The sequence below is a fragment of the Mesorhizobium sp. WSM3626 genome (genome assembly GCF_000513935.1).
GTDB lineage: Bacteria > Pseudomonadota > Alphaproteobacteria > Rhizobiales > Rhizobiaceae > Mesorhizobium > Mesorhizobium salmacidum.
The window spans coordinates 1-16222 of the sequence record NZ_AZUY01000022.1 but is presented as its reverse complement, the minus strand read 5'-3'; the positions used below and the strand labels follow the sequence as shown (position 1 = coordinate 16222).

Genomic DNA, 16222 nt, shown 5'->3' with positions numbered 1-16222 from the left:
CTCCGCCGTTGTCTTGGCTTCGGCGATAGCGCGCGGGTAAATCTCACTGACCCAATCGAAGTCGGGGCGGTGTCGAGCACCGCAGCCGCGTCCTCGGCACGACGCGTCTGCGCTTCGCACGGCACAAAGACCAAGCGGTCCGGAAGGTCGAGCCATGAAGTGGCGTTCAGCAAGAGACAGCCGGCGTCCGGACGGTTCAGCGCGGCGGACCTGGAGATGGTGGCGGCTGCCGACAGGGCGGTGGCGGCCTCCGCCGACTACCTCGGCCACGACGCGCTTGTTGGGGAGGTCAGGGATGTCACAGGTTTTGCCAGGCCCGACGGGGGCGCGAGATTGACCGTCTTCATGCGTCGGCTCTGTTATAAGAAAATGCGTTCTCTTATAACGGCATGGGCTCAAGCGACGCAAGTGACGTTATAAGACAATTGCAAAAGTCTTATAACGCTGCCAGATCGCCAACCATGCAGGCGCGGCGATCGATGATGGCGGGTGCCCGCGCGCGTCGTACTTCAGCCGGGGCGGCCTGAACAGGTCGCGGCGCCAGGCGCGGACACGACCCGGATCGCCGCGTGAAGAGGTCCATCAGGATCAGCGGCGACGTGCCGGAACTGCGTTGCCACCTGGACGTTAGGAGACCGCTGGCAAGCCTCGGTTGCCTCGGGACCATTCATGTTCAACTTCGTCTTTGCTACCGGCATCGAGAACAGCGCTCCCACCATCAGGGAAGGCCGAGAGCGGGTCGACGAACTGGAGAAGTGCCGCTTTTACCAGCGATGGCGGACCGACTTCGAACTGGTCCATGATTTGGGACTTCGTTTCCTCCGCTACGGGCCTCCAATTCACAAGACTTGGTTGGGTGACGGACACTACGACTGGACCTTCGCCGATGAGACCTTCGCGGACCTTAAAGCTAAGGACATTCTTCCGATCGTCGACCTTTGCCATTTTGGTGTCCCGGACTGGGTGGGCAATTTCCAGAACCCGGACTTTCCACGGCTGTTCGAACGCTACGCTCACGACTTCGCAACCCGCTTTCCGTGGATCCAGCTCTATACCCCAGTCAATGAAATGTTCATCTGCGCCACCTTTTCCGCCCGCTGGGGATGGTGGAACGAGCAACTGAGCACCGATACCGCCTTCGTCACGGCCCTCAAGCACATCGTCAAAGCCAATGTCCTGGCGATGCGGGCAATCCTGCAAGGGCGGCCGGACGCCATCTTCATTCAAAGCGAGTCCTCGGAATACTTCCACGCCGACACCCCGGAGGCCATCGGCAAGGCGGAGCGCTTCAATAGCCAGCGTTTCCTATCGCTTGACCTCAACTACGGACATGACGTCGATGCGCGCACCTATCGATACCTGCTGGAAAACGGGATGACGGCCGAGGAGTACAGTTTTTTCCTGGAGAACCATCTGCGCAGGCACTGCGTGATGGGCACTGACTATTACCAGACCAACGAACATCGGGTTTGGGCGGACGGGACCACGTCTGCCTCCGGTGAGGTGTTTGGCTATGACGAGATTACGCGCCAGTACTTCAACCGCTACCGGCTGCCTGTGATGCATACGGAAACCAACATCAGCGAAGGCCCGAAGGGAGACGAAGCGGTCTACTGGTTATGGAAAGAGTGGGCCAACGTGCTGCGCATCCGCAATGACGGCATCCCTATCGTGGGCTTCACGTGGTACTCCCTCACCGACCAGGTTGACTGGGATAGTGCCCTTCGCGAGAGCAACGGGCGGGTCAATGCGGTCGGCCTCTACGATCTGGACCGCAATGTCAGGGCGGTGGGCCGAGCTTACAAGGCGCTCATAGCGAACTGGAACAAGTTGCTCGCCACCCAGAGTGTCTGTCTCGCTTTGCCCATCTTTCTGCCATCCGAGCAGGACGACCCGACTGTTCTCGCGCAGCAAGATCATGCGCGTGGCCTTTTGCATGTGGACCGGATCGCCGAGGCTGGGGCCGAACCACTTGAACCTTCCAAGGAAAAGGCGAAACCCGATGCGCCTGGCTGAGAAGACCGCAATTGTAACCGGTGCCGCAAGCGGCATCGGGCTCGCCGTCGCTACACGTCTCGGCGCCGAAGGCGCCCGGGTCGTCGTTGCCGACCTGGATCAAGCCAAGGCCGAAATGGCCGCGCAAGCAATCCGACAAGCTGGGGCGGACTGCGCAGTGGCGATTTGCGACGTCTCAGAGGAGACCGCGGTCGCCCGGTGCCGCCAACTGGCGCTCGACCGGTTCGGCCGGCTGGACATCATCGTCAACAACGCCGGCTTGATAACTTTCAAGCCCCTCGAGGCGTTCACAGGCGCCGACTGGCTGAAGGTGCTGAGCGTCGATCTGCTTGGGGCGGTCTATTTCACCCGGGAGGCGTTCGCCCACATGACCGCCGGTGGCGCGATCGTAAACATCGCAAGTGTGCACGCGGTAGAAACGACGCCGCAGGTAGCCCCTTACGCCGCAGCCAAGGCTGCGCTGCTGTCGCTCACCCGGTCTACATCCATTGAGGGCCGGAAGCGAGGCATACGGGCCAACGCCGTTCTGCCTGGAGCCATCGATACGCCAATGCTTTGGGAAAATCCGAACATCAAGTCCGGCGTTGAGACCATCAGCCCCGAGGACGTCGGCAAGCCCGATCAGATTGCCGCCGCAGTTGCCTTCTTGGCATCTAACGACGCTGCGTTTGTCACCGGCGCGGCGCTCAACGTGGATGGCGGACGGCTGGCGCGGCTCTAGACCAAAATGGCCTAATGCAGCTTGCATGGCAGGGCGACGTCGCTCCGGCGGGAGCAGGAAGGCGTCCGCAATCATCCTTGCACGCATTAAAATTGATCCGGGCGGAACTCAACACAGGAGACTTTGTTGGGTTTGCTAGCGGGTTTGCAGTTGCTTCCACACAAGTGAGGAAATCTTGCAGCACACCTTACAGTTCCGGAAGATCCTGGTAGCCACCCTCTCGTCAAGCGGCTTCGAGCAACAATGCACGCCGGCTATGCCGAGACTAAGTTTCTACCTTCGTTTCTACCTTCGCCGATAAGGTCACCACGAATATCGTGACCGCATTGATCGGTCCGGACGCCGGCCTCCGCATCAAACCCAGCCAAAGCAAACCAATAGCCCGTTCCTGCCAGGTTCATGCTGATCTCGATTTCAATCGAAACGTCCACACGGTTTTGAAATTATGTCCGGCACCGGCCGACCAGGTCAAACTGACGTGGTGCAGGTGCTGGCATGTCGAGGTTTGATCACCGCGAAGTACAGTAGGATAGGTAGCGATGTTGGGGTGTCAGGTTAAGCCGCCAAGCAATTTGGATTGCGCCTGATCTCCATGCGAGGTCTCGTTTGATGAAAGTCCTGGTAGGGGGCTTCATCGTGCTCGCGGACGCAACACGGCGAAGACCCCTGGCCGGCTGAGCACTGTTGGCGCTAACGGTCGGGGTCATGCTACCTTGGAAAACAGAGCGACGTCACATCTGGCCAAGCCGTAGCGCCACCGGTGATCGGTCGCGGCAACCCGGCTCTGGTAGAACAGTGAAAGCTGACCGCCTTCGATCATTACCGTTGAATGACCGTTCTCGCCCGGCTGGCCTGGTTCGAGCACCGGGCCTATCGACACGTAGGGTCCAGCAACCTCGTCGGCGATGGCGAAAAACACGCGCTGACGGTTCCCACGAAGGCCATTTGGGAGAAAGCAAGTGGCGTTCAAAAGCACGCGGCCATCGGGTAACTCGACCAGTTGTGCACCCTCTATGCCCCATTCATAGTCGGGATCCTCTCGCGTATTGTGATGAGGAACATCAGCGTGATCGAGGATCTTGCCGATCCGCTTCCATGGACCGAACCACGAGTCGGACTGGCTGCGTGCGAGATAGATGTCGGGCTGCGGCACCCTGTTGAATTTTGGCATGCCGGAATAAACGAGATAGCGCTTCCCAGCAATGACGGCGGGGTGCGGATCGTAGATGCCATCCTCCTGCGTGTCGGGGATGGCAAGAATGGCTGGGCTGAGAACCACCCAATGGAAGCCGTCGTTGGAAACCGCATGCTCGCAACGGCCACCGGATTTCATGAACTCGGTCTGGATGAACATGTGGAAGACGCCACTTTCGTGGATGACGCCCGGAGCCGCGACCCCCGTCCCGTTGATAGGCAGCTCGATCACTTCGTGCTCGGACCAAGGCCCATGAAGGTCGGGCGCCGTCGCGTGCAGGATTCTCCACGTCTCGGTCGTTACCGTCCCGCTTGAACCGAAGACATGCCACAGCCTGCCATCGAAGACGGGGCATGGGTCCTTGAGGTCATCCACGCTTTGCGGATGAAACAGCGGAAACACGTTGGTATCGAACTCGATCTTCATCTCAGCCCCCGGGATCTGCCCTTGCCCTTGGACGCGCCCAGTGATGCAGGCGAATCAATTTGATGTCCTGAGCATTTTATAGCCGGCGAGTTCAACACAAATACGGCAAAGGCGGTTCTCCACCACCAAACCCTGGTCGGGAGGCTTTCGATGACCAGCCGCGGGCGGCTGCAGCCGGGGTTTGCATTCGTCCAATGCAAAGCGGTGACTGAGGCTCTCTGTTTCACCTTGGAACAAGTCCCCTGTCCGAAAGTTAGGAGCTGGAATGGAAGTGTAGTTTCGCCTCATGCACGACTAACAAATGTTAGTCGCAAACATAAACCACAGCCTATAAAAAGGAATATCTCAATGGAAGCAGCCTTGGGCGGGGTAACGGCCAGTAAACACGCTGGCAGGCAAAATCTTCTGGTTTGCTTTTCCCATTTAAGGTGGAATTTCGTTCATCAACGCCCGCAGCATATCCTCACTCTCGCGTCCATGCAGCAGAGAGTGGTGTACTTTGAAGAACCCCTTTTCGAAGAACTGCCGCAGCCGCTAATGCGGACGAGCGAGGCCTCGCCAAACATTCTGATTGTAACACCAGTGCTCCCGGTCGGCACGTCGGCCGCGAAAGCAGATGCCGTGCAGCGGAGATTTGTGCAGCAGACAATCGCTTCTATGCCGCACAGCCGGCTGATCGCTTGGTATTACACGCCGATGGCTCTTCGCTTTACGGAGTATCTAGAGGCGGACATATGCGTTTATGATTGCATGGACGAACTCTCTGCGTTCAAGAATGCGCCCCCCGAACTGCAGCAGATGGAAAAGGCGCTTCTGCGCCGCGCCGATCTGGTTTTCACCGGCGGCCTGAGCTTGTTCGAGACCAAGCGCCACCTACACCATGCGATCTATCCCTTCCCTAGCAGCATCGATGTGAACCACTTTCACAAGGCCAGGAAGCTGGGCAAAGACCCAGCCGATCAGGCCGACATTCCCCACCCGAGGGTAGGATATTTCGGCGTAATCGACGAGCGGCTGGATGTCGATCTCGTGGCTCAAGCGGCGGAGATTATGCCGGGCGTGCATTTCGTCATGCTTGGCCCGGTGGTCAAGATCGACCCCGCAGACCTGCCGCAGGCGCAAAATCTGCACTGGTTGGGCGGGAAAGCCTACCACGACCTGCCCGACTACCTGCGCCATTGGGATGCAGGCTGGATGCCGTTCGCGCTCAACGAAGCGACCCGGTTCATCAGCCCGACCAAGACGCCGGAATTCCTAGCGGCTGGCCTGCCGGTGATCTCGACGGCGATCGTTGACGTGGTGCGCAGCTACGGCGCGGCCGGACTGGTGGAAATCGCCGACGGCGACGACCTGGAAATCAAGCTGCGGTCGGTTCTTTTGCGCCCGCGCCAGGTGCTTCTGCAGCAAGTCGATGCCTACCTTGCAGACATGTCCTGGGAACGAACATGGAATGCCATGGCAGCTCACATTGAGCGCGTTTATCAACGTAAAAAGGTCGTCCCGCTTCGCAGGAGCGCTTAGCCATGTTCGATTGGCTGGTCGTGGGGGCAGGTTTTGCCGGCAGCGTGCTTGCCGAAAGAATAGCCTCGCAGCGTCACGAGAGCGTTCTGCTGGTCGATCGCCGCGGCCATGTCGGCGGCAACGCCTACGATTGTTATAACGAAGCCGGCATCCTCATCCACCGCTACGGTCCGCATATCTTCCACACCAACAGCCAGGCGATCGTGGATTACCTTTCGCAGTTCACCCAGTGGCGGTCATACGAGCACAGGGTGTTGGCGGCGGTGGACGGAAAACTCGTTCCCATCCCGATTAATCTTGACACGATCAACCGCCTTTATGGGCTCGACCTGACCTCGGCACAGCTGGAGGATTTCTTCGCGTCCCGACGCGAGACTGTGGAGGACGTCCGCACGGCCGAGGACGTGGTCGTCAGCACCGTGGGACGCGAACTCTACGAGAAATTCTTCCGTGGCTATACGAGGAAGCAATGGGGCGTCGATCCCAGTCAACTGAGCAAATCGGTGACGGCACGAGTGCCTACCAGGACCAATCATGACGACCGCTATTTCAGCGACAGCTTCCAGAAAATGCCGGCTGGCGGATACACAAGGATGTTCGAACGCATGCTCGATCATCCGAACATCAAGATCATGCTGCAGACCGATTTCCGCGAAATCCGTGAGAAGATCCCGTTCAGGCGCATGATCTATACCGGCCCAATCGATGAATATTTCGGGTGGCAGCTCGGGCATCTTCCCTATCGCTCGCTGCGTTTCGAGCACGTGACGCTGGACTGCGAGCGGTTTCAGCCAGTCGCGGTCGTCAATTATCCGCAGACGCAAGATTACACTCGCATCACGGAATACAAGCATCTCACCGGCCAGCAGAACTCGCGGACCAGCCTGACCTACGAATACCCCACGGATATCGGGGATCCGTACTACCCGGTGCCGCGGGCCGAAAACGAAGCGCTCTACAAGCGCTATGAAGCGCTCTCCGCAACCTGTCCGGACGTGTGGTTTGTCGGCCGCCTGGCAACATACCGCTACTACAATATGGATCAGGTGGTCGGACAGGCTCTGGCTACTTTCGCCCGCATCCAAAGGAGCGTCCCGGAATGGGCAAGCGCGGGAAAGACGTCGTTGGCGGGCCTGGCGGTAAGTACTCCGTCACCCCGGAGTTAAATTTGGGCGGGGCAAAATCAGAAGGAGAATTGCGATGGACACAAACTTCAACTCGGAGAGCCGTTCGATCTTCATTGTTGGCTTGCGCAACGCGCATGCCATGGAGAACCAGGCGCTGTCGATCATGAAACCACAGGTAGAGCGTATTGAGAATTATCCAGAGGTGGCCGATCGCTTGCGCCGGCACATTCGGGAGACCGAAGGCCAAATCACGCGGCTCGAGGCGGTTCTGGAGGGGCTCGATGAAGAGCACTCCACTCTCAAGGACACAGCCCTGTCGATGGTTGGTAGCATGGCTGCCATGGGCCACTCGATGGCCGGCGACGAGATCATCAAGAACAGCCTGGCGAATTTCGCCTTCGAGAACTACGAGATTGCCGCCTACAATTCGCTGCTGGTGCTCGCCGAGGCTGGCGGATTTCAGGATGCTGAAATGGCCCTCAAGCAAAATCTGAGCGAAGAGGAAGCCATGGCCGATTGGCTGAAGGAAAACCTAAGCGACGTCACCTTGCGGTATGCCAAGTTGCGCGAGGAGGGGGAAACCGCAAAAAGCTGATCCAAGGGCGCGGGGGGCGTCCATCGCTGGCGCCCTGCCCATGGTTTTGTCGGCCACGCTTTCAGCGGTTCGGCACGAACAGGTCTTGCTGACGAATCAGTTCATCCGCAATTGGCTGGCGGAGGCGTCGCAGGCCATCCGCCTGGATGACCGAAAACAGCCCCACTTCGGCATGGCGGGAATTATCCCATCCGGGATAGGCGGTTATCGGATACAGGCAAATACCCTCAATCGGTGCTTCGAGGCTCATTGCCGCACGCACCTCGTCGCAGACATAATGGAGCCAAGCCGGCCCGCCGGATCCCTCCGAGCCGGTCTCGGCGATGAACATGGGCTTGCCGTATCGATGAGCGACCTCGATCAACATTTCCGACAGAGCCCGGTACTCGTGGTGCCCCATCGGAATGGTCGGCCCATTTATGTACCATTGATTGTGCGGGTAGAAATTCAGGCCAACGGCGTCGACAACGTCTTCGCTCCCGCCCAACTCAGGTTCGACGCGGCCCAGCAACAGGTCGTAAGCCTCGAACTGTCCCAGTCGGGCGTTTTCGGCCCGGCGCCGTTCGGCGCGGGTCCGGTCGCGGGGAGCGATATGGATGAGCGGCTCGGCCCAGACAAACCTGCATGCTGGGTCGACCTGCCGCATTGCACGAACACCCGCGATGGCAGCCTTGACGAGATGCCGCTTGAACCATCCGCGTTTGTTCGGCCCCACGCGCGGGAAATAGCCGACCTCAACAGCCCAGGCGAAGAAGGAGATCTCGTTGATTGGACACAACAGAGGCGATGTTCCGGTAATCGAGCGGTGCACCCTCACGGCCTCGGCCGCAAACGAGGCATAGGCTCCGATGAAATGCTGCGACCCCTGATCGACGTGGTCTGGGGATCCGTAGTGGAAGATGTCCCAGATGACCTGGACACCTGCCGTTTGGGCTGCCTCGACCATAGGCGCCCAACTTGACCAGTCATAGGTTCCGGGAGCGGTTTCGATCAGGTGCCAGCGCAACCCGTCGCGGATGGTGCGAAGGCCGAGTTCGGCACAGCCGCGGTAGTCGCCCAGGGCATGCAAATTGTGCGAGGTCGCACGAATAAGGTCGAGGCGAACGCCGTCCTTGCGCCGATGCGAGGAGCATTCAAACCCCGCCATGAAAAAACTGGCAAAGCGCCAAGCACCGGAAACCGAAGCATCCACCTCCTGGCCCTTCGTGCGTGCCGCCTCGTTCATTCGAAGTCTCCTTTGGTCAGTCGGCTTCGCACTCGGCCGGATTGTTCGGAGCGAGAACTGCCTTGGAGAAACCGCATCCGTTCGGGCAAGCAGCATCCCCCTGCTCAGTTCGGCATACCCCTCATTCTTACATGACCGAGTAGTGCCGAACCGATTGGTCGTGTCTTTGTTCCGGTGGTCCATCGTCCGGTAGCTGGGTGGCGAACGCAAATCAGGAACAAGGCGGCCCGAGCCAAGTTCGGGGATGTACCACCGGCATCGATCAGCTCGGCCGGATGCTCGGCAAACAACAGAGGCACGGGATCACATGACCGTTCAAATTCGACTTTCCGATATCGACCGCGCCAGGCGCGAGGATCGTGGCGACGGCGCTTGGAATATCGCACCAGATCTGGGCTATTTGCGATTGGCAATCGTCAATGTCGTGTTCTTCGGCGCACCGGGCAGCGGAGATCGCAAATGGGTGCTGATCGATACAGGGTTGCCGACGTCCCGGAGCAGCATCCTTGCGGTCGCGGAAAAGCGCTTTGGGACTGACACGCGGCCGGCCGCGATCATCTTGACTCACGGCCATTTCGACCATGTGGGAACGGTTCTGGACCTTGCGAATACGTGGGACGTGCCTGTCTTCGCACACCCGCTCGAGCGCCCTTATCTGGACGGAACCACGTTCTATCCGCCACCGGACCCCTGGGTAGGGGGTGGACTGATGGCATTGCTTTCGCCGCTCTTTCCACGCGGGCCGATCGATCTTGGGGACCGCTTGGTGTCCTTGCCTGCCGACGGATCGATCCCCGGGATGCCCGGATGGCAATGGCTGCACACGCCAGGACACGCCCCGGGGCATATCTCGCTCTGGCGGGAGGAAGACCGCTCGCTGATCGTGGGAGACGCTTTCATCACCACGGGTCAGGAGTCGGTCTTTGAGGTCGCCGTTCAGGATCTCGAGATGCACGGTCCGCCACGCTATTTCACGCCCGACTGGGATGCGGCGGAAAGATCGGTGAAGCGCTTGGCCGCACTGAAGCCGCAGATGGTCATCAGCGGACACGGGGCGGCGGCTGCGGGCGTGGGCATGCGCCAAGCTCTCGACAGCCTGGCTGATCGGTTCAGCCAGTTGGCCGTGCCGCCGAAAATGAAATTCGTGCGCGAGCCAGCGTCCCAGATAGCTAGGGCAACCGATCCGCCATCGTTCTGAAAATAGGTCAGATTGGGCCGACTCTATCTCTCGACCGGTAGAGTTTCCCGTCGGTTCGGCGCGCCCCTGCATCGTTCACCGACAACTCCGACAAGCGGAACAAACCCGGGAGGCGCCGGTTAGGAGGTTCGATCGACGCAGGGCGGCAGCCAAGCGCCGGAAGGACGCGTCCTCTCCGCCGGCGAGCCGACCGGCAGTTATTCGAGCAGGGACGCGTCGGCATTCGCCAAGACTCATGCCAAACCGCGGAGGAGACCAAATGGCAAATCTGGGAAGACTGGCGATCGCGATGCTTGGCGTTTTGGCATACCGAAGTCGCGACAAACTCTGTGAATTGATTCCGGAAGCGGGGTATCTTAACCCAAACGATCCGCAACGCAGAATTCTGGCTCAGATAACCAATGGCGTGTCGAGGGCTGACCTTGGTCAGATCCTCGACCGATTCAGGGAGCTGGGCGCAGGATCTAAAGTCGACTCGTGGGTTGGCAACGGCCCAAACCAACCAATCGAGCCAAGGCTCGTCGAAGCGGCGATGGACGAAGGTACACTGATGTCCATGTCGGTGGAGACGGGTCTTTCGCGCGAGGAGCTAATCAGAAGGATTACGCGGGACCTACCCGAGACAGTCAACGAAATGACGCCGAATGGTGAATGGCTGCCTGAATCAACACAAGGCCTGGGATAAGTCGACCTTGCTCGACAATGTGTCCTAGGTCCCGGCTTCCCGCCAACTTGCTTTGCTTGGTGGACTTCAGGTGCTTGTGATGCTGGCGCGGCAGGCGAAACTCCTTCCACTGAAATTTTGGCGGGCTTCGAGCAAATTTCGATGGCCCCGCGGGGCCACATCCTCGCAGTTCAGCCCACCATCAACATTTTTTTCGAACCGGTGAAACAATCGACGTGAATGCCAGTTCTTGGGTCTGGGACAAGTCGCGCAGCAGCGTCAGGGCGGTCCGGAAGGAGAACCCCAGTCATGGCTTACATTTCAAGGAAGCGACTGTGCATTAGCTTCGTCGCAGGATCTTTGATGCTCTCGGCTGGCGGCTTTGCTCCGGTTTCAGCACAGGAAATCCCGAACGACTTCAGCGCGATCGTGCGTCAGAAGCTGCCGGCCGTGGTCGCGATCACGACGAGACAGATCATCCAGGACCAAACGATGCTCGACGATTATCTCAACCCCTTCGACAGCCGCGGGCCTGCCCAGCCGCAGGTACGAGAAGCTCTTGGCTCCGGTTTCGTGGTCAGTACGGAGGGCTACATCGTCACCAACAATCATGTCGTGGCCGACTCCACCGAAATCCGCGTCGTATTCTCCGATAAGGAGACTTCGCCCGCACGAGTTGTGGGCCGCGACCCAGCAACCGACATAGCGGTGCTGAAGGTCGATCCACGCCCCAACATGACGGCCACCGCGTGGGGTGACTCTGACGCAATGCAGCCGGGGGCCTGGACGATCGCGATTGGCAGTCCCTTCGGGCTCGGGGGAACCGTGACCGTCGGCGTTCTTTCCGCCCGTTCGCGCGACATCAAAGCTGGCCCGTACGACGATTTCCTCCAGACAGATGCCTCGATCAATAGAGGCAATTCCGGCGGCCCCCTGTTTAACGCGCGCGGCGAAGTGATCGGGGTCAATACGGCCATCGTCTCTCCGTCGGGCGGCAGCATCGGCATTGGTTTCGCCGTGCCGTCCCGAACTGCTCAGAGCGTCGTTGATCAGTTGATCAGCACTGGCCGGATCGAGCGCGGCTTCATCGGAGTGCGTCTCCAAGAGGTCACTCCGTCAATTGCCGAGGCGCTTGCGATATCGGGCAGCAAGGGAGCGCTGGTCGCCTCGGTCGAGCCCGGCAGTCCGGCCGAGAAGGCTGGTCTGCAGTCAGGGGATGTGATCACCCGGTTCAACGGTAAGAACGTTCAAAATGTCCACGACTTGACCCTTGCAGCGGCAAGCCAAAAACCGGGATCCAATGCGACGCTGACAAGAAACCGCGGTGGCAATGAGCAGGAAGTGGCCGTGACCATTGGCCAACGTAAGGATGAGGAGGTGCGGACCGGTGCCGTTGCCAGTCCGGAAGCGGGGGACCAACGCCTCGGAATGTCGCTGAGCCCCATTCCGGACGAAGCGCGTCAACAACTCGGTCTCCAGCCGGGTACCACCGGAGTGTTTGTCCAGGAAGTGGCGCCAAATAGCCCCGCCGCCGAGAACGGCCTTCGGCCTGGCGACGTCATCGTCTCGGCCAACAATCGCAACGTGATGCAGCCGTCGGATATCCAGCAAGAGTGGACGAAATCCCGCCAGCAGAAAAAGCCCATCTTGTTCCGCATCGAAAGGCAGGGACAATCGCTTTTCGTTGCAGTGGCCGTTTCCTGACGCGGCGCTCCGTCAGGCCAGGCGCGGTGGCCAAGAAACGGCCTCGCAGGCCGCGCTCAAGGCTGGCGGGCAAGGTCGCGGTTCGCCTCCATTATGGAGGAGCTGTGGTAGAGCGCGTTGCGGCGTTTTGAGACCATGCCCTCCAGCCCCATCTTGTCGACCGCCCTGTAGAAGTCGGCGTCGCCGCCCTCGACATGGGCGCTGTACTGAATGACGCCGTCGGCGGGCTTGATCCCAAAGGATCGCCTTCCGCTCGATCGTAGGCAGTGCGCGCAAATCCTGGCCGTCCTTCCACAGGATGTGAAAGGCGACGAAGGCGAGCAGCTCGGCGTTCCAGGCCAGGCGGGAATGGATGGCGTGAAAATTCGGCTTGCCGTCCGGTTCGGGTGCGATCATCTCGCCGTCGAGGATGAGGTCGCGCGCCGGGCAGCCGTTCGACGGCCGCGATGACAGGCCAATAGCGCTTCGACCAGTCGCTGCCGGTCCTGGTGTAGGCCCGGGCGCCATCCCAGTCGAGGATGAGCTGGTTGCGAAACCCGTCATACTTGATCTCGTGGATCCAGTGGTCGCTCACCGGTCGCGTCTATACCAGCAGCGGCGATTGCGGCTCGATGAACTTCAGCCGGCCGGGGCTGGGGTCTCTAGCATCAAACGCTCCAGACTCGGACTCAAGGCCCAAGTCACGGTTCAGTTCCGGAACATTTTAGCTAATTTGGATGTTCGAAACGTAATGACGAAGGTCGGCAGGAGGTCCGTCAAGTGCGAAACCTGACGGCAGAGCAGTCGCGAGCAGCAAGAGCGCTATTGAACTGGTCGCGAGTGCGGCTTGGCGCCAAGTGCAATCTTAGCGAAGCGACGATCAGCGAATTTGAGAACGGGGTAAGGAAGCCGCATCCCCGCACTGTCGCCGCCTTGCTCCTGGCTTTCGAAGGAGCGGGAATTATCTTTCCCGCCGAAGGGAGCCCATTACTAGCGCGCTCTGAGGGGCAGACTAGTCGCCGGACCGGCAATAGAACGTGGCGCCGCCGGCAGACAAATCGCGCGGCGGAATGAAGAAAACTCCACATGTCGATGAGGGAAAAGTGAGGGTGAACCTTGGCATTTCCTAAAGGAAGGGACCGCCACGGTAGCGCTCATGCCGTCCGACAAACGTAAGCGAAGGTTCGCTTTTCGGCCTTGGTCTCCGTGACACGCACCCAGTTTTCCTCCTGACGCCATAATGTGAAAGGCTGGCCCATGTGCCCTGCCGCCTTGAAGGGGAGCTGTGCCATGAGCATGCTCGAAGACACCACCGATCCGCTGGCCATGATCTCAACCTGATATTGGGGCATGTCGCCCCCATAGCCGAAACCCGCCGTGCAATCGCCGCGTCGCACGAGCTTCTAAAGCGGTTTCGCCAGCGCAAGATAGACGAGGCGACCAGGGACGTGAACAGCACCGCGTGTCCGCGTTTGATGCCGAAATTCTCCGCAACCTCTTTAAGGATTTGGTCTTGGAAACGAAGACACCGGAGTGTCAACGGCGCGCGCTCGCTCAGAGCCTCGTTTTCGCGTTTACCGGGTGCGAGCGCGTTGACGCTGCCTTGGTGGATTGGATCATCAGGAAGTAAGGCGCTGACCACCAGCGTCAACCCATCACACGCTTGGTTCGCTTCCCGTGGGCCCGCCTCACTGGCGGGGGAAGCGGGCCCGGCCAGGTCTCGGACCTGACCAGCAGCACGGGGGGGCTGCCACCTTTCGAACCTGCCGACGAATACCAAGTTCCCACCTAGTGCACAAAAAGCCCGCCGGCCGGAGCCAGGCGGGCAACTGGCAGCGTGGAGGGCCGTCCGGAGTAGGCGACCGGCTCCCGAACCCTTGTCTCTGACGTATGTTCGCCGGCGGCCACTGAGGCCCGCGCCCCACCCCGCACAGGAGGGCGCGGGCCAGCCGGCAGCGCGAAAAGACCCGGACGCGCTGCCTTCGCCCGAACTTGCGACTAGTCGAGCTGTTCCCGACCGAACACTAAAAAGCCCGCCGGCCGGAGCCAGCGGGCAAGGGTCCAGGAAAGGCCGCTGGAAGTGGTGCGGTCTGCGGTCGGAAGCCCCCCTGCCAGTCTACGCCTCCTGCGCTTTTGGCCTCAACATTCATCTAAATAGTGTGCGCGAAGCGGCAGACGCGCTCTCCAAAAAAGCGTTGCTGGCGCGATGGGGAGACCTCCATTGGGCGCGGGTGGGAAGTGGTCAATACACCCGTTTGGTCTACTGTCGAGGTCATCGCAACCACTCTACAATTTGCGTGTTGTTTCGGCACGTAAATTAACGGAGTCACCGATGAGACCCCAACTGTTTTCAAAGCCCGTTCCAGTATTTGTGGGGATGGGCTTCCCGCGCGATATCGTCTCGGTCGTGGAGGCCTACGAAATGCTGAATGAGTGGCCGGGCAGCCGCAGCCCGACATTCACAGCCGCGCTCTGTGTCTGCCAATCTGCTTTGGTCGGTGACAAAGACGTCGAAACAGCGCGCATTGCCTTCGAAGCTTTTGCGCTTGCCCGCGGCATCCTCGCGCCCGACGCGCTCGAGGTGGCGGCGGCACGTGCTGCTGATGAGTGGCTGACAGCTTGAGCTTGGCACTCATTCACTGGCTGCAGGTCGGGCCGCAGCGCATAGAATTCGCGCCATGATATCCGGCGCCGAGTCACGGTCTCGTTGGCTGGTGGTGCTTCCATCATGACTGGATCCTGCGATGATTGGTGCCGCACCTGTTTCTGCCGCACCTCGAGGTTTCGGGGTGGTGAGGCAGGTATTTGGGGTGGTGATTGCCGCACCTGCCGCACCTTGCCGCACCACCGTTTCTCACAAGCGGAGAAATCAGCGACTGCACAACTCCAGTCGTTTGAAAATCGAACGGCCCGATAAGATCAGCCAAGATCTCGCGGGCCGATGGATCTGTCTCCAGCGGATTCGAGCCAGCCGCGCTTCGCTCCGCGCAAGAAATCGGGAAGAACCGCCGCGCCTAGTCCACCGCACGCCGCTTCAAGCTAGCCGATCAGATCGTTCAGCTTCAGGGTGATCGGCCGGCAGTGAAGACTGATTTGAGCCACCGCGGCTCCTCGGCATTCCACTCACGCTATCGAGCCCGACCGTCCTCACAATGTGAGATCGTCCAGCGGTTGCGGGACGGACGACTGGGGAAGATGCGCGGGCTTGACGGCTGCGTTCGCAGGCGTTCAAGCGAGCTTAGCGCCGTAGCGCGCCAGGAAGGTGGCGACAGCTTCGTCAATGATGACCGGCAAATCTTCGTCGATGCCGCCACAGCCCGGCGCCATCAGTTCGGGCCAGAAAGCCTGCCCTGCGATCGTGGCCAGGAAAGCCTGGGCAGCGAGCTTGGCGTCGGGTACCACGAGGTTTCCGGCCTCCGTCTCGTCAAGCACATAAGTGCTCAGCCGATCGAGATAGGGCTCGAAGCCGCGGTCGAACAGCATCTGCCCCAAATCGGGAAAGCGCAGGCTTTCAGCGATGATAAGCCTGAAAATGGCAACCATTCTGGGCTGGCGCATCCGATCTGCATAGTCAAGATCTTGCGAAGGCTCGCGTTCGGATCGCCGACGTGAACGTCTGCGTGGCAACCGCTTTCCAATGTCCAGAATTGCTCGACGATGGCTTCAAAAAGTGATGCCTTGGTTGGGTAGCGCTTGAACAATGTCGCGGTCGACACGTCAGCAAGTTTTGCAATCTGCTGAAGTGAAGTTGCTCCGTAACCTTGTTCGAAGAAGAGCTTGGTGGCCGCTGCGACAGAGGCGACGCGCTTCTCCTCCTTGACCCGATCTTGATATGTCTCGCCTGCCATCGC

The 16222-nt window shown here is 59.9% G+C and carries 14 protein-coding genes; 10 read left to right on the top strand and 4 right to left on the bottom strand.

What is annotated here, in order from left to right:
* Positions 1–669 precede the first annotated feature (669 nt).
* Positions 670–2016, top strand: coding sequence for a family 1 glycosylhydrolase (locus tag M653_RS0116735; protein ID WP_027144387.1), 1347 nt, complete (start codon positions 670–672; stop codon positions 2014–2016).
* On the top strand, positions 2003–2737 hold the full coding sequence (locus M653_RS0116730) for an SDR family NAD(P)-dependent oxidoreductase (RefSeq protein WP_027144386.1): 735 nt from the start codon (positions 2003–2005) through the stop codon (positions 2735–2737). The genes M653_RS0116735 and M653_RS0116730 overlap by 14 nt, the downstream gene beginning before the upstream one ends.
* A 703-nt stretch (positions 2738–3440) precedes the next feature.
* Here M653_RS0116730 and M653_RS0116725 read toward each other — a convergent pair.
* On the bottom strand, positions 3441–4358 hold the full coding sequence (locus M653_RS0116725; protein ID WP_027144385.1) for a hypothetical protein: 918 nt from the start codon (positions 4356–4358) through the stop codon (positions 3441–3443).
* A gap of 348 nt (positions 4359–4706) precedes the next feature.
* On the opposite strand from M653_RS0116725, the gene M653_RS0116720 reads away from it, so the two are divergent.
* Genes M653_RS0116720 through M653_RS0116710 form a run of 3 tightly spaced genes read left to right on the top strand, consistent with a single transcriptional unit; the run spans position 4707 to position 7601 of the window.
* Entirely contained in the window at positions 4707–5879 is a 1173-nt protein-coding gene (locus M653_RS0116720; protein ID WP_027144384.1) for a glycosyltransferase family 1 protein, read from the top strand.
* Between the two features lie 2 nt (positions 5880–5881).
* Entirely contained in the window at positions 5882–7045 is a 1164-nt protein-coding gene (gene glf, locus M653_RS0116715; RefSeq protein ID WP_027144383.1) for a UDP-galactopyranose mutase, read from the top strand.
* A gap of 34 nt (positions 7046–7079) precedes the next feature.
* Entirely contained in the window at positions 7080–7601 is a 522-nt protein-coding gene (locus M653_RS0116710; protein ID WP_027144382.1) for a ferritin-like domain-containing protein, read from the top strand.
* 61 nt (positions 7602–7662) lie between these two features.
* Here M653_RS0116710 and M653_RS0116705 read toward each other — a convergent pair whose 3' ends face one another.
* On the bottom strand, positions 7663–8826 hold the full coding sequence (locus M653_RS0116705; protein ID WP_027144381.1) for a hypothetical protein: 1164 nt from the start codon (positions 8824–8826) through the stop codon (positions 7663–7665).
* 307 nt (positions 8827–9133) lie between these two features.
* On the opposite strand from M653_RS0116705, the gene M653_RS0116700 reads away from it, so the two are divergent.
* From M653_RS0116700 to M653_RS0116665, 5 genes are all read left to right on the top strand, one after another.
* The gene (locus M653_RS0116700) at positions 9134–10024 is read left to right on the top strand and encodes an MBL fold metallo-hydrolase (protein ID WP_027144380.1); all 891 of its coding nucleotides are present in this window, start codon (positions 9134–9136) and stop codon (positions 10022–10024) included.
* A gap of 259 nt (positions 10025–10283) precedes the next feature.
* Positions 10284–10709, top strand: a complete 426-nt coding sequence (locus M653_RS0116695; RefSeq protein WP_051442701.1) for a YidB family protein — start codon at positions 10284–10286, stop codon at positions 10707–10709.
* A gap of 288 nt (positions 10710–10997) precedes the next feature.
* Positions 10998–12392: a Do family serine endopeptidase gene (locus M653_RS0116690; protein ID WP_027144378.1), complete on the top strand. Its 1395-nt coding sequence runs from the start codon at positions 10998–11000 to the stop codon at positions 12390–12392.
* A gap of 759 nt (positions 12393–13151) precedes the next feature.
* Positions 13152–13445 carry a helix-turn-helix transcriptional regulator gene (locus M653_RS1000000135675; protein WP_032935397.1) on the top strand — a complete coding sequence of 98 codons (294 nt, stop codon included), beginning with the start codon at positions 13152–13154 and terminating at the stop codon, positions 13443–13445.
* Positions 13446–14703: 1258 nt separating this feature from the next.
* Positions 14704–14994: a DUF982 domain-containing protein gene (locus tag M653_RS0116665; RefSeq protein WP_027144374.1), complete on the top strand. Its 291-nt coding sequence runs from the start codon at positions 14704–14706 to the stop codon at positions 14992–14994.
* Between the two features lie 605 nt (positions 14995–15599).
* Here M653_RS0116665 and M653_RS1000000137325 read toward each other — a convergent pair.
* Together M653_RS1000000137325 and M653_RS1000000137320 are read right to left on the bottom strand one after the other, a co-directional pair.
* Positions 15600–15914: a TetR/AcrR family transcriptional regulator C-terminal domain-containing protein gene (locus M653_RS1000000137325; protein WP_198028796.1), complete on the bottom strand. Its 315-nt coding sequence runs from the start codon at positions 15912–15914 to the stop codon at positions 15600–15602.
* Positions 15812–16222, bottom strand: a 411-nt coding sequence (locus tag M653_RS1000000137320; protein WP_198028795.1) for a TetR/AcrR family transcriptional regulator, incomplete at its 5' end; no start/stop codon positions are given. The genes M653_RS1000000137325 and M653_RS1000000137320, both read right to left, overlap by 103 nt.